Source organism: Nonomuraea diastatica (assembly GCF_004349015.1).
Lineage (GTDB): Bacteria > Actinomycetota > Actinomycetes > Streptosporangiales > Streptosporangiaceae > Nonomuraea > Nonomuraea diastatica.
In genome coordinates this window covers 74,543-88,531 of the sequence record NZ_SMKP01000007.1, presented here as the reverse complement: position 1 = coordinate 88,531, position 13,989 = coordinate 74,543, and the positions used below count along the sequence as shown (strand labels likewise).

Annotated in this window: 11 protein-coding genes; 6 read left to right on the top strand and 5 right to left on the bottom strand. The window is 70.1% G+C overall.

What is annotated here, in order from left to right; all coding sequences use genetic code 11:
* The first annotated feature begins 14 nt into the window (after window positions 1-14).
* The 3 genes from E1294_RS03965 to E1294_RS03955 all read left to right on the top strand — a co-directional run bounded on the left by E1294_RS03965 (window position 15) and on the right by E1294_RS03955 (window position 4,070).
* Window positions 15-1,769, top strand: coding sequence for an acetyl/propionyl/methylcrotonyl-CoA carboxylase subunit alpha (locus tag E1294_RS03965; protein ID WP_132504537.1), 1,755 nt, complete (start codon window positions 15-17; stop codon window positions 1,767-1,769).
* Between the two features lie 166 nt (window positions 1,770-1,935).
* Window positions 1,936-3,312 carry a hypothetical protein gene (locus tag E1294_RS03960; RefSeq protein WP_246082796.1) on the top strand — a complete coding sequence of 459 codons (1,377 nt, stop codon included), beginning with the start codon at window positions 1,936-1,938 and terminating at the stop codon, window positions 3,310-3,312.
* Window positions 3,313-3,560: 248 nt separating this feature from the next.
* Window positions 3,561-4,070, top strand: a complete 510-nt coding sequence (locus E1294_RS03955; RefSeq protein WP_132504535.1) for a P-loop nucleotide/nucleoside kinase family protein — start codon at window positions 3,561-3,563, stop codon at window positions 4,068-4,070.
* 185 nt (window positions 4,071-4,255) lie between these two features.
* Here the strand turns inward: E1294_RS03955 and E1294_RS03950 are convergent, their stop codons facing one another.
* The 5 genes from E1294_RS03950 to E1294_RS03930 all read right to left on the bottom strand — a co-directional run bounded on the left by E1294_RS03950 (window position 4,256) and on the right by E1294_RS03930 (window position 8,647).
* Window positions 4,256-4,585, bottom strand: coding sequence for a helix-turn-helix domain-containing protein (locus tag E1294_RS03950; protein WP_132504533.1), 330 nt, complete (start codon window positions 4,583-4,585; stop codon window positions 4,256-4,258).
* The gene (locus E1294_RS57700; RefSeq protein ID WP_342775004.1) at window positions 4,582-4,701 is read right to left on the bottom strand and encodes a hypothetical protein; all 120 of its coding nucleotides are present in this window, start codon (window positions 4,699-4,701) and stop codon (window positions 4,582-4,584) included. The genes E1294_RS03950 and E1294_RS57700 overlap by 4 nt, the downstream gene beginning before the upstream one ends.
* 373 nt (window positions 4,702-5,074) lie before the next feature.
* Window positions 5,075-5,998, bottom strand: a complete 924-nt coding sequence (locus E1294_RS03940) for a carbohydrate ABC transporter permease (protein ID WP_132504531.1) — start codon at window positions 5,996-5,998, stop codon at window positions 5,075-5,077.
* Window positions 5,995-6,981, bottom strand: a complete 987-nt coding sequence (locus tag E1294_RS03935) for an ABC transporter permease (RefSeq protein ID WP_132504529.1) — start codon at window positions 6,979-6,981, stop codon at window positions 5,995-5,997. The genes E1294_RS03940 and E1294_RS03935 overlap by 4 nt, the downstream gene beginning before the upstream one ends.
* 25 nt (window positions 6,982-7,006) lie before the next feature.
* Window positions 7,007-8,647: an extracellular solute-binding protein gene (locus E1294_RS03930; protein ID WP_132504527.1), complete on the bottom strand. Its 1,641-nt coding sequence runs from the start codon at window positions 8,645-8,647 to the stop codon at window positions 7,007-7,009.
* A 229-nt stretch (window positions 8,648-8,876) separates the two neighbouring features.
* Here E1294_RS03930 and E1294_RS03925 point away from each other — a divergent pair, with 229 nt between their 5' ends.
* The 3 genes from E1294_RS03925 to E1294_RS03915 all read left to right on the top strand — a co-directional run bounded on the left by E1294_RS03925 (window position 8,877) and on the right by E1294_RS03915 (window position 13,956).
* Window positions 8,877-10,088: an ROK family transcriptional regulator gene (locus tag E1294_RS03925; protein WP_132504525.1), complete on the top strand. Its 1,212-nt coding sequence runs from the start codon at window positions 8,877-8,879 to the stop codon at window positions 10,086-10,088.
* A 104-nt stretch (window positions 10,089-10,192) separates the two neighbouring features.
* A complete protein-coding gene (locus E1294_RS03920) occupies window positions 10,193-12,955 on the top strand; it encodes a glycoside hydrolase family 3 protein (protein ID WP_132504585.1) in 2,763 nt (920 codons plus the stop codon).
* Complete coding sequence (locus E1294_RS03915; protein WP_132504523.1) at window positions 12,952-13,956, top strand: LacI family DNA-binding transcriptional regulator; 1,005 nt, start codon at window positions 12,952-12,954, stop codon at window positions 13,954-13,956. Before E1294_RS03920 ends, E1294_RS03915 begins: the two co-directional genes overlap by 4 nt.
* Window positions 13,957-13,989: the final 33 nt, after the last annotated feature.

Genomic DNA, 13,989 nt, shown 5'->3' with positions numbered 1-13,989 from the left:
AAGGACTTACGTCGGTGCGGAAGGTTCTGATCACCAACCGCGGCGAGATCGCCGTACGCGTGGCCCGTGCGTGTAAGGACGCCGGGATCGGCAGCGTGGCGGTATACGCCGACCAGGACCTCGACGCCCTGCACGTCAGGGTGGCGGACGAGGCGTACGCGCTGGGCGGGCAGTCGCCGGCGGAGACCTACCTCGACGTCGCCAAGCTGCTCGACGTCGCGCGGCGCTCCGGGGCCGACGCCGTCCACCCCGGCTACGGCTTCCTGGCCGAGAACGCCGCCTTCGCGCAGGCCGTCATCGACGCGGGGCTGATCTGGATCGGCCCGCCTCCCGCCGCGATCGCCGCGCTCGGCGACAAGGTGCAGGCCAGGCACATCGCCCAGAAGGTCGGCGCGCCGCTGGTCGCGGGCACGAAAGACCCGGTGTCCGGGGCCGCCGAGGTGGTGGCGTTCGCCGAGGAGCACGGGCTGCCGATCGCGATCAAGGCCGCGTACGGCGGCGGCGGGCGCGGCATCAAGGTGGCGCGCCGGATCGAAGAGGTCGCCGAGCTGTACGAGTCGGCGGTGCGCGAGGCGGTCGCGGCGTTCGGCCGCGGCGAGTGCTTCGTCGAGCGCTATCTCGACCGGCCCCGCCACGTCGAGACGCAGTGCCTGGCCGACCGGCAGGGCAACGTGGTCGTGGTCAGCACCCGCGACTGCTCGCTGCAGCGCCGCCACCAGAAGCTGGTGGAGGAGGCGCCGGCGCCCTTCCTGTCGGAGGAGCAGATCGACGTCCTCTACGCCAGCTCCAAGGCCATCCTGAAAGAGGCCGGCTACGTCGGAGCAGGCACGTGCGAGTTCCTCGTCGGCCAGGACGGCACGATCTCCTTCCTTGAGGTGAACACGCGCCTGCAGGTCGAGCACCCGGTCACCGAGGAGGTCTCCGGCATCGACCTGGTGCGCGAGATGTTCAGGATCGCCGACGGCGAGCCGCTCGGCTACGACGACCCGGTGCTGCGCGGGCACTCGATCGAGTTCCGGATCAACGCCGAGGACGCGGGGCGCAACTTCCTTCCCGCGCCCGGCACGCTGACCGTCATGCGCCCGCCGTCGGGGCCGGGGGTCCGGCTCGACGCCGGCTACGAGGCGGGGATGACGGTCCCTCAGACGTTCGACTCGCTCGTGGCCAAGCTGATCGTGACCGGGCGGACGCGCCAGGAGGCGCTGGAGCGGTCGCGGCGGGCGCTGGCCGATTTCGCGATCGAGGGCATGCCGACCGTGTTGCCGTTCCACGAGGCCGTCGTCGGCGACCCGGCCTTCGTCTCGTCGCCGTTCACCGTGCACACCCGCTGGATCGAGACCGAGTGGGACAACACGGTCGCTCCGTACACGGGTGAGGTCGCCTCCGGCGAGGCTCCCGAGCGCGAGTCGGTGACCGTCGAGGTCGGCGGCAAGCGCCTCGAAGTGGTGCTGCCCGCGGGCCTGGGGGCGGCCTCCGCCACGACCTCCGCCGGGGCCGGCGCGAAGGCGCCGAGGCGCGGCGGCGGGGGCGCCAAGAAGGCGGCGGCGGGCGGCGACGCGCTCGTCAGCCCCATGCAGGGCACCATCGTCAAGATCGTGGCCGGTGACGGCGCCGTCGTCGCCGAGGGCGACACGGTCGTGGTGCTGGAGGCCATGAAGATGGAGCAGCCACTCACCGCGCACAAGGCGGGGACGGTCACCGGACTCTCCGCGGCCGTGGGGCAGACGGTCACCTCTGGCGCCGCGATCTGCATGATTAAGGATTCGTGACGGGGCGCCGCCCCGCGTCTTTGCCCGCGGGGCGGCAAATGGGGCATCTACGGTCCAGGATCTTCGCCCGCGTTGTGCTCCCACGCGCTCTTGGGCGGGTAACGTTTGGGTGAGGAACTTTGCCGACCGCCCGTTCGTCCTCATGGGCGAAGGAGGCTTGCTGCCAATGACCCATTCGCTGCGCCGAGCAGGGGCCGCGATCGCGGCTCTGATCGCCGGTCTAATCGTCGTTCTTGCGTTGTCCCCTGCCGCCAACGCGGCGGCCGATCTCCCTGACGCACAGTCAGTTGTGTCCTTCTGGAAGGACAAGCAGGACCCGCTCTTCGTCCAGTCGGGCTCGCCCTTGACCTCTGATCAGCAGAGCGAGATCCGTGACGCGCTGAAGGGGGCCGACACCAAGATCTACGCTGTGGCGCTCCCCGACGGCACGGTCAACGACTCCTCCATCAAGACCTACATGACCGAGCTCAACTCCACGCTGACCGCGGCGGGCCGGCCTAGGGCCACCTTCGCGGTGCTCGACGGCATGACGCTGTTCGCCGCCTCCAGCGCCCTGCGCCAGCCGGGCCTGGCGGGCGAGCTGGCCAACCGCGCGGTCAGCTCCAACGAGGGCAACGTCGTCGACGGCATGAAAGACTTCGCCAACCGCGTCGACCTGGCCGCGCAGGGCAAGCGCTCCGCGCTCGACTCCGGCAGCCAGGCCAACCCCGGCGCCGGCGGCACCGCCGCGCTGATCGCCCTGGGCACGCTCGTGGTCGTCGGTGGCGGGGGCTACTTCCTCTACTCCAGCAACAAGAGGAAGAAGAAGGCCATCCAGGACGCGAAGGACCTCGCCGCGGTCAAGCAGACCGTCGACGAGGACGTCACCAAGCTCGGCGAGGAGATCACCACTCTCGACACCGACGTGACGCTGTCCGGCGAGAGCGGCAAGCACATCGACGAGTGGCAGACGGCGCTCGACTCCTACGAGAAGGCCAAGACCCAGCTCGCCGCCGTGGAGCGTGCCGACCAGGTCCGCGAGGTCACCCAGACCCTCGAGGACGGCCGCTACGCGCTGGCCGTGGTGAAGGCCAAGGTCAACAACGACCCCGTGCCCGAGCGGCGCGCGCCCTGCTTCTTCAACCCGCAGCACGGCCCGTCGGCCCGTGACGTGCGCTGGGCCCCGCCCGGCGGCGCGGTACGCGACGTGCCCGCCTGCAAGATGGACGCCGAGGCGGTGGAGCGCGGCTTCGACCCGCAGATGCGCGAGGTCATGGTCGACGGCCAGCGCCGCCCCTACTACGACGCGGGCCCGGCCTACCAGCCCTACGCCTACGGCTACTACGGCGGCTTCGGCGACATCATGACCGGCATGTTCATCGGCACCATGATGGGCAGCATGCTCAGCGGCGGCTTCGGCTTCGGCGGCTGGGGCGGCGGCTACGAGGGCGCCGGTGGCGACCTCGGCGGCGACTTCGGCGGCGGCGACGCCGGCGGCGGCTGGGGTGACTTCGGCGGCGGCGGCGACTTCGGCGGCGGAGATTTCGGCGGCGGCGACTGGTGACGCGACACCACCGACAGTTCTAGTTCGGCAGGAGGAGCGCTCCCCCGCGAGGCCCGGCACACGGGCTTCCGCGGGGGAGCGCTCCGCTTTCTCCCCAGCCCGCGGCCACCGGGCGCATGACCGCAGAGGCCGCGACCACCGGGTGCATCACCGCAACCCGCGGCCACCAGGTTGCATGACCGTCGAGACCACCTCACGCGCCTCGGCGGGCGGCGTGAAGGGGCGTTCCATCGGGCACCATGAGGGGCATGCTCATCGTCATGGGTGGCCTGCCCGCGACCGGGAAGACGACGCTCGCCCGCCTCCTGGCCCGTCGCATGGGCGCGATTCACCTGCGTATCGACACCATCGAGCAGGCGATCGTGCGCTCGGGCCTGGCCCGCCCGCCGCTCGGGCCCGTCGGCTACTTCATCGGCTACGCCCTGGCCGAGGAGCATCTCGGCCAGGGGCTGACCGTGATCGCTGAGTCGGTCAACCCGCTCCTGGTCACCCGTGACGCCTGGCGCGCCGTCGGGGTCGCGGCGGGCGTACCGGTCGCCGAGGTGGAGGTGGTCTGCTCCGACCACGCCGAGCACCGCGACCGCGTGACCTCGCGCTCGATCGACATCTCCGACCTGCGGCTCCCCAAGTGGCAGGAGGTGGTGGAGCGCGAGTACGAGCCGTGGCACCGGGAGCACATCATCGTCGACACGGCCGGCCGGACGCCGGAGGAGTCACTCGCCGCCCTCATACACCGGCTCGACCAGGCGAGTCCGTAGCGCCCCTGTGTGCCCCGCCTCGCAAGTCCGTAGCCGCGCCCCTGTGCCCGGCTCGCAAGTCCGTTGCGCCCCCGAGTGCCCCGGCTTGACGTTTGGCTAGGCTCCGGCCATGGGCGATCACGTGCGCCTGCTCTGCATGCGCCACGCGGAGTCGGAGAACATCACCACCCGAGCCGCCGGGCTGATCAGGCCACGCGGACTGAGTGAGGCCCGACGCTGATCGTCACATCGACGTGCCCGCCGAGAGCGGCAGCATAAGCCCTGATGGTCTCCAACTCCATCGAGTCAAGGTCACCGTTCTCGATCTGGGAAACTCGTGCTTGGGATATCCGGAGTGCGGATGCCACATCGGCCTGGGTCTTGCCGAGAGACATACGAAGTTCCTTGAGGTGGTGACCTGCGACATATGCGTCCAGTTGTGCGTCGGCAGCGGCCTGGCGCTCGGGGTCTGCCAGCTCGGGGTGCAGTCGATGCGCTTCCGCCTTGACCTCACGCCAACTGCGTCCAGGGCTCATCTTCCACTCTCCCTTTTCTCTACCGACTTGGTGGCGCGGTATTCGGCGTATCGTGCCTTCGCCAAAGGGATCTCGTCGTACCACCGCGACCACTTGCCAGCTTTATCTCCGGCCACAAGGAAGATCGCCTCCCGGTCCGGATCGAAGACGAAAACAATCCTGATCTCAGTTCACTTCCGTGACCCTGGGCGGAGTTCCTTGAGGTTTCTCATCTCTCCGTCCACCAGGGTGTCCACCAAAGGGCGCCCGAGTGCGGGGCCGGCCTCCGCAAGGCGATCGATCGCCCTTTCGATCAAGGTGGCAGACTCCGGGTCGCTCTCGCAGAGCTTGAGAAACCATTATTCGACAGGTTCGAGCAGCACATCTCCCAGGCCACACCGGCCAATATAATGTCTAACTTATGCGGCGTCTAAAGCGCTGGGCCATCACGGTGGAGATGGCGGGTCAGGACCGCGGCAGCTCGTACGCCACGTAGGCGGCGACCCTGGTTCAGCCCTTGATGGCCCCCACGATGACGCCCTTGGTGAAGTGGCGCTGCACCAGCGGGTAGATGATCAGGGCGGGCACCACGGCGATCACCACAATGGCCATCTTGATCGCCAGTGTCGGCGGGGCGTCGCCCGTCACCCCCGCCGTCGCGCTGGGCAGCGGGTTGGAGTCGACCACGTACTGTCGCAGGATGAGCGCGAGCGGCCACTTGCGGGTGTCGTCGATGTAGAGCATCGCGTTGAACCAGGCGTTCCAGTAGCCGACCGCGTAGAACATCGCGATGACCGCGGTGACCGCCTTGGACATGGGCAGGACGATCCGCCACAGGATGCGGAACTCGCCCGCCCCGTCGATGCGCGCGCTGTCGAGGATCTCGCCGGGGATGTTCATGAAGAACGAGCGGAGCACGACCACGTTGAACGCCGAGACGGCCGTCGGCAGGATCAGCGACCAGTAGCTGTCCTTCAGCCCGAGCCCGCTCACCATCAGGTAGACGGGGATGATGCCGGGGAAGAACACGAACATCAGCAGCACGCTGAACAACAACGGCCGGTGCAGGAACGAGCCGGGCCGCGACAACGAGTACGCCCCCAGCACGCTCACCCCGGTGCTGATCAGCGTGCCCACGACGGTCACGCCGGTGCTGACGAGCACGGCCCTGCTGACCACGGTGTCGGAGAAGATCTGCCGGTACGCCTCGAACGTGATGCCGTCGGGCACCAGCACGAGCCCGCCCACCCGGTTGACGGTGGCCGACGAGCTGAGGCTGGTGAGCACGATCGTGTAGAGCGGGCCGAGCACGGCCACGACGATCAGGGCCACCAGCGTGCCCTTGCCGAGCTGCGCGGCGGGCGAGGGCCGCTCCTCCCAGGGCGCCAGCCTGGCGGGCCTGCCCCTGCGGCGTCTGGACGTCAGCACTGTCATGATCGTGAATACACCCCTCGCTCGCCGAGCGTGTGCGCCACCCGGTTGGCCGCCAGGATGAGCAGCAGCCCCACCAGGCCCTTGAACAGCCCGGCCGCGGCGCCGTACCCAAGGTCGCCGGTGCGCAGGCCCGACCAGTAGACGAACGTGTCGAACACTTCGGACGCCTCGCTGCCGACGGCGCTGCGCTGCAGCATGAACTGCTCGAATCCGACGTTGAGCGCGTCTCCCAGCCGCAGGATGAGCAGCAGCACGATGACCGGCCGCAGCCCTGGCAGGGTGATGTGCCACATGCGCCGCCATCGGCGGGCGCCGTCCACGGCGGCGGCCTCGTACAGGTTCGGGTCGATGGTGCTGAGCGCGGCCAGGAAGATGATCGCGCCCCAGCCGGCGTCCTTCCAGATCGTCTGGGACGTGATGAGCAGGATGAACGTGTCGGAGTTGGTCATCCAGTCGACGGCCTCGCGCCCGTTGTCCCGCAGGATCTGCGCCAGCAGCCCGGCGCCGCCGAACATCTGCTGGAAGATGGCCACGACCAGCACCCAGGAGAAGAAGTACGGCATGTAGACCACGCCCTGCACGAACGCCCTCAGCCGGGCCGAGACGATGCTGTTCAGCAGCAGGGCCAGCATGATCGGCACGGGGAAGTAGAAGACGAGCTGGAAGGCGGTGATCGACAGGGTGTTCAGCATCGCGCGCAGGAACTGCGGGTCCTGGAAGAGCAGCGCGAAGTTGGTGAAGCCGATGATCGGGCTGCCGGTGATGCCGCCGGTGTAGGGGTTGTAGTCCTGGAACGCGATGACGTTGCCCAGCGCGGGGATCCACCAGAAGGCCAGGACCACCAGCAGCATCGGCAGGTTCATGACCAGCAGCGGCCAGTCCCTGCGTGCCTTGGCCCGCCAGGAGAGCTTGTGCGGCGGTGCTGCGTGACCTGGTGTGCGGGTGCCGCGCCGGGCGGGCCGCTTGGCCGTCATCGTGCCCATGGGAGGTCCTTCGCGCCCATGGACGTCACAGCCTGCCGTTCTCGCGCGCGACCTTCATGTAGAACTCGCGCGCCTCGTTGCCACCCTGGTCCTGCCACTCCTTGACGATCTTGGGCCATTCGGAGAGCGGCCGCTTGCCGCGGAAGACCTCGTTCATCTTGTCCTCGGTGGGCGTCGCCAGGCCCGCCATCTTGGAGGGGGTCTCCACGCGAATGCCCACGAACGGGTCGTTGTCCAGGATGGCGGCGGCCTTCGTCTGCCAGTCGTGCTGGGCCTGGACCAGGCCGTCGTACTGGCTCATGGAGTTGGCCGGCGGTCGGCCCGACAGGAACATGTACGTGGGCGCGATCTCCTTGCGCCCGAGCGCGGTCTGCTTGACCTTGCCGTTCTCGACGTCGTAGTGCTCGCCCTCAACGCCGTTGTTGACCAGCTCGTACTCCTGCGTGCCGAACGGTCCCGAGCACCAGTTGGCCAGCGCGAGCAGCTCGCGGGTGCGGGCCTCGCCGAGGCCCTTCTTGATGAAGCAGAACATGCCGGCAGGCTCGTTCCGCCACATGATCGTCTTGCCGCCGGGCTTGGCCGGGTAGGGGTCGACGGCCTGCATGTCGAACTTGGGGTTGTCGGGCAGGAACCGGCCCAGGCTCTCGTGCCAGGAGCCCGGCCCGTCGCGGTAGATGATCATCTGGCCGCTGCCGAAGATGCCTTTGTTGTCGGCGTCCTTGTTGGCGACGATGTCGGGGTGCACGTAGCCGGCCGCGAAGAGCTTGACCATGAACTCGACCGACGCGGCGAACTCGGCGGTCTCGTACTTGTACTCGAGCGTGCCGTCGCTCTTCTTGCGCCACTCGCGCGGCGCGCCGAAGGCCCGCTGCATCTCCTGCTCCATGCCGCCGCCGAACGCCCAGCGCTTCTTCTTGGCGTCGGTGATGGCCTTGCCGAGCGGGAGCAGGTCGTCGCCGCTCTTGGGCTGCTCCAGGCCCAGTTCTTCCAGGACGTCCTGGCGCACGAAGGTGACGAACGGGAACGGCTCGTTCTGCCAGGGGATACCCTGCAGGACGCCGCCGAAGACGCCGTACTGCCAGGCTGCGGTGTCGTAGTTGGCCAGCAGCGGGAACTCCTTGGCCTTGTCGCCGGCCAGGTAGGGCGACAGGTCGGCGAAGAGCTTGTTGGCCGCCTCCGTGAACCGCGCGATCGTGATGATCTCCCAGCCCGGGATCTGTATCATCTCCGGCACGTCGCCGCTGGCCAGCAGGGTGCTGACCTTCTGCCCGTAGGTGTTGCCGTCGGAGATGTTGAAGCGGACGGTCCCGCCGAGGCGTTCGTTGACGGCGTCGTAGTAGGAGTTGTCGCCCAGGCCGGGCGGCACCGTGCCCCAGAGCGGCGTCATCGCGGTCACCTCTTTGCCGCTGGTCAGCGGCTTGGTGGCGACGGCCTGGACCATGGAGGCGGGGCGGGTCAGGAAGCCGGGCGCGACGAACTCGCTGCCGGGCAGGTCGGGCTTGAGCCCGGGGATCTCGAACGGGATGCGGGTCGGCACAAGGCTCTTGAGCTTGTCGGCCGCCACGGCGGTGCCCTTGGAGGTCGCCTTCTTCTCGGCGCAGCCCGCTACCAGAACACTCGCTCCGACCAGGCCGAGAAACCCGCGGCGCGTTGTGGTGGTTGGCATGGCTCGCTCCCTTCTCCGAGTGAGGGATTGGCCTCATAATTAGTTGGTATTTCAGCCAAACAAATTAGTAGACTGTCAGCGTTGGCCACAAGGACCGGGACGGTCACAGGTTGATACTGACGGGAAACCTGCTACGCGGCGGCGCCTCTCGCGAGCAGGTTCCTCGTTAGGGAAGGGAGCCTGCGATGCGGCATGCTGGGGTCATCTCTTGGCGGGAACGGGGCTGATATTGATCACTTCTACGACCGGCCCTCAGCCGGCCGACTTCGCCGACGTGCGTGCCACCAACCTCGCGGTCGTGCTGCGCTTCGTCCGCGAGCACGCGCCGTGCTCGCGGGCCGACATCGCGGCGTCCACCGGGCTGAACAAGGCGACGGTGTCGAGCCTGATCGCCGACCTCATCGACCGGCGGCTGGTACGCGAGACGGGCCTGACGGAGAACCGGGTCGGCAGGCCGGCCACGATGCTCGTGCTCGACGGCTCCCCGTACGCGGCCATCGGGGTCGAGATCAACGTCGACCACGTGTCGGCCGTGGCCACCGGCCTGGCGGGCGAGCGGCTGCTGACGTGGCGGCGCGCGTTCTCCGGGGGCGACTCGGTCAACCAGGGCATGGCCAACGTCGGGGCGATCGTCAGGCGCGTGGTCAGCCGCATGGCCAAGGAGGACCGCCAGGTGCTGGGCCTGGCCGTGGCCGTGCCGGGCCTGGTCGACGTGCAGGGCACCGCGCGCATCGCGCCCAACCTGGGCTGGCGTGACGCCGACATCGGCGGCGACCTGGCCAAGGCGTTGCGCGACCCCGGCTTCCCCATCCAGGTCGACAACGACGCCAACCTCGCCGCGCTGGCCGAGCAGCGCTTCGGCGCGCACGCCGGAGCCTCCGACCTGGTCTATCTCACCGGCGAGATCGGCGTGGGGGCGGGCATCATCCTCGACGGGCGGCTGCGCAGAGGGCGCCTCGGCTACAGCGGTGAGATCGGCCACGTGCAACTCGATCCCGACGGCCCCGCGTGCCACTGCGGGCGGCGCGGCTGCCTGGAGGTCATGGCGGGCGTCGGCGCCGTGCTGCGCAAGGACCTGTCTCCGGCCGAGGTGCAGATGGAGATCGAGGAGGCGGTGCGGCTCGCCCGCGCCGGCGACCCCGGCACCCTGGCCACGCTCGACGCGGTGGGCAGGAGCCTGGGCAAGGGCGTGTCCATCCTGGCTAACCTCCTCAATCCCGAGGTGGTGGTCCTGGGAGGCTACTACGTGCCACTGGCCCCGTGGCTGCTGCCCGCCGTCCACGACGAGCTGGGCGACCGCGTGATCGCCTCCGAGGCCGGAGGGTGCCAGGTCGTGGCCTCCACACTGGGCCACGACGCGGCGGCGCTCGGTGGCGCCGCACGGGTGCTCGACTCCATCGATTCGGGAAGATTGCCGGGAGGATTGTCGCGAATCCCTTGACCTCGGTCACCGGGACGTGCACCCTTCAGTCAACCCACCGAAATGTCCGCGTAACTTCGCCAGGCCGGTCGTCGAAGCGCTTCGACACTCTCTGAGGGATGACCATGCAAGAACCGTTCCGCGACCCAGCGCTCCCGCTCCCCGCCCGGATCGACGACCTGATGCGCAGGCTCACCCTTGAGGAGAAGACGGGCCTGCTCCACCAGTACCAGGCCCCGGTCGAACGGCTGGGTGTCGGGGCGTTCCGCACCGGCACCGAGGCGCTGCACGGCCTGGCCTGGCTCGGCCCGGCCACCGTGTTCCCTCAGGCCGTCGGGCTGGCCTCGACCTGGGACCTCGACCTCGTCCGCAGGGTGGGCGAGGCGGTCGGTGACGAGGTGCTGGCCTTCCACCACAAGGATCCGGCCGGCGCGGGGCTCAACGTGTGGGCCCCCGTGGTCAACCCGCTGCGCGATCCCCGGTGGGGGCGGAACGAGGAGGGATATTCCGAGGACCCGTGGCTCACCGGCGTCACGGCGACGGCGTTCGCGCTCGGACTGCGTGGGAGCGCTCCCGAAACGCTGAAGACCGCCCCCACGCTCAAGCACTTCCTCGCCTACAACAACGAGACCGACCGCTGCACGACCTCCAGCAGCCTGCCGCCCCGGGTGTTGCACGAGTACGAGCTGCCCGCCTTCCGGCCCGCCATCGAGCAGGGCGCGGCGGTGGCCGTCATGCCGTCGTACAACCTGGTCAACGGGCGGCCTGCGCATCTCAGCCCGCTGATCGGGCAGGTGCTGCGGGCCTGGGCGCCCGGCGACCTGCTGGTGGTCAGCGACGCGTACGCGCCGGGCAACCTCACCTCGCTGCAGGGCTACCACGACACGCAGCCCGAGGCGTACGCGCACGCGGTCAAGGCCGGGATCGACAGCTTCACCCAGGACGACGACCGTGCGCAGCCCACACTCGGGCACCTGCGCGAGGCGCTGCGGCTCGACCTGCTCACGGAGGAGGACGTCGACGGCGCCGTACGGCACGCGCTATCGATCCGGTTCCGGCTCGGCGAGTTCGACCCCGCGACGCCGTACGACGACATCACCGACAACGTGGTCAACTGCCCCGGGCACCAGGCGCTGGCCAGGGAGGCGGCGCGGCGCTCGTTCGTGTTGCTGCGGAACGACGGCCTGCTCCCGCTGGACGGGACCGGCACGGTCGCGGTGATCGGCCAGCTCGGCGACGCCCTCATGGAGGACTGGTACAGCGGCACCCTCCCCTACGCCGTCACCGCGCGGGCGGGGCTGGCCGAGCGCTGCCGGACGGTGTTCTGCGAGGCCGTGGACCGGGTGACGCTGACCGCCGAGGCCGGGCCCGTGGCCGCCGACCCCGCCGGCGGGCCGCTCAGCGTGGGCGGCGCCGAGGCGGGCCGGTTCGACCTGTTCGACTGGGGTGGCGGCGCCTACGCGCTGCGGGCCGTGGCGACCGGGCGGTTCGTGTCGGTGGACGGCCAGACGCTGGTCAACGACCAGCCGGGGCCGAACGGGTGGGAGGTGCGCCAGACGTTCCGCATGGAGGAGCGCCCGCGCGGCACCCTCGCCCTGCGCCACATCTCGACCGGCTGCTACGTCGGCGCGGGCGCCGACGGCGTGCTGCGCCTGGTCGACGACGCCGACCAGGCCGTCTGGCTGGCCATGGACGTCGTCAGGAGCGGCACGGAGGAGGCCGCGAGGCTCGCCGCCGGCGCGGACGTCGCCGTCGTCGTGGTCGGCGACCACCCCCTCGTCAACGGCAGGGAGACCGAGGACCGCATGACCCTGGCGCTCGCTTCCGCCCAGGACGCCGTGGTGCGGGCCGTGCGCAAGGCGAACCCCCGCACCGTCATGGTCGTCACCAGCGGCTACCCGCTCACCTGGACCGACGGCGACGTGCCCGCCGTGGTGTGGTCGGCCCACGGCGGCCAGGAGTACGGCCACGCCCTGGCCGACGTGCTCTTCGGCGACGCCGACCCGGAGGGCCGCCTCACCCAGACGTGGTACCGCTCGGAGCAGGAGCTGCCCGACCTGCTCGACTACGACATCATCGCCTCCGACACCACCTACCAGTATTTCCGCGGGGTGCCGCTCCACCCGTTCGGCCACGGCCTCAGCTACACCACGTTCGGCTACGCCGGGCTGCGCGTGCGCCTCGACGGCGACGTGCTGCACGCCGAGGTCACGGTCACCAACACCGGCGCGCGGCCCGGCGTCGAGGTCGTGCAGTTCTACACGCACCAGCAGCGCTCCCGCGTCAAGCAGCCGCTGCGCCGCCTGCGCGGCTTCGAGAAGGTACGCCTCGCGCCCGGCGAGAGCCGTACGGTCAGCCTGGCGCTGCCCGTCTCCGAGCTGGCCTTCTGGGACGTGACCAGCAGCAGGTTCGTCGTGGAGCACGCGCCGCACCGGCTCATGGTCGGCCGCAGCGCCACCGACCTGCGCCTGAGCGCCCCCTTCGAGGTGGAGGGCGAGACCATCCCGCCCCAGTCGGGGCTGCTGCGCGCGGCCTGCCACGACGAGTACGACGCGATCACGTTCGTGGACGAGACGAAGGAGGACGGCGACGCCGTGCGGTCCGACGCGGAGGGCGCCTGGATCCTGTTCCGGCACGTCGACCTGACCGGCAGCGTGTCCTGCGTGGCGACGGCCGGCAGCGCGGAAGGCGGCATGATCACCATCCGCCGCGGCGATCCGCTCTACGGCCCTGCCCTGGCCACGCTGCCCGTGCCGCGGACCGGCCGCTACACCTACCACGCCGTCACGGCCTCCCTTGCGGACGTGGACGGTGTGCACGATCTTTATGTCGTGTTCGAGAACGACGGTGTGAGGCTGTCCCGGCTCGACTTCGGAGCCGGGACTTGAGCGGGCGCGCGGTCACGATCTCCGAGGTCGCCAAGCACGCGGGCGTGGCCGTCAGCACGGTTTCCTACGTGCTCAGCGGCAAGCGGACGATTTCGGCCGACACCAGGCGGCGGGTGCTCGACAGCATCAACGCTCTCGGCTACCACCCCAACGCCGGCGCCCGAGCCCTGGCCAGCAGGCGCTCCAACGTGATCGCGCTGGTGTTGCCGCTGCGGGCCGGCATGCACGTGCCCGTCCTCATGCGCTTCGCCAGCGCGGTCGTCACCGCCGCCCGCCGCTTCGACCACGACGTGCTGCTGCTGACCGCCGACGAGGGCACCGCCGGCATCCGGCGGGTGGCGGCCAGCGCGCTGGTGGACGCGCTCGTCCTCATGGACGTCGAGCTGGACGACCGCCGGGTGCCGCTGCTGCGCGAGCTGGCCGAGCCGAGCGTGCTCATCGGATTCCCCGCGGAACCCGCCGGGCTGACGTGCGTGGACCTCGACTTCGCAGCGGCCGGCGCACGCTGCGTCGAGCACCTGGCCGAACGCGGCCACGACGAGATCGCGCTGCTGGGGGCGCCGTCCGTGGTCTATGAGCGGGGCACCGGCTTCGCCCGGCGCACCCGGGAGGGGTTCGTGGAGGCGGTGGACGCCCACGGCCTCAAGGGGGTGGCGCTGGCCTGTGAGGAGACGTTCGACGAGGTGTACGAGACCGTCCGCGACCTGCTGCTCGACCAGCCCGGCCTGTCGGGGCTGGTCGTGCACAACGAGGCCGCGGTCGGGCACGTGCTCGCGGCGCTGCGCCAGCTGGACCGGCGGGTGCCGCACGACGTGGCCGTGGTGGCGATCTGCCCCGACGACGTGGCCGAGCGCGCCAGCCCGCCGCTGACCTCGGTGCTGATCCCGGCGGAGGAGGTGGGCAGGGAGGCCGTCCGCCTGGTCATGGACAAGCTGGAGGGCCGCGCGGTGCCCGACTCCACCCTGCTAGCCCCGCAGCTCGCCGTCCGCGCCAGCACCTGAGAGGGCGCGGGTCGTGACGCGCCGGCCCCGGCC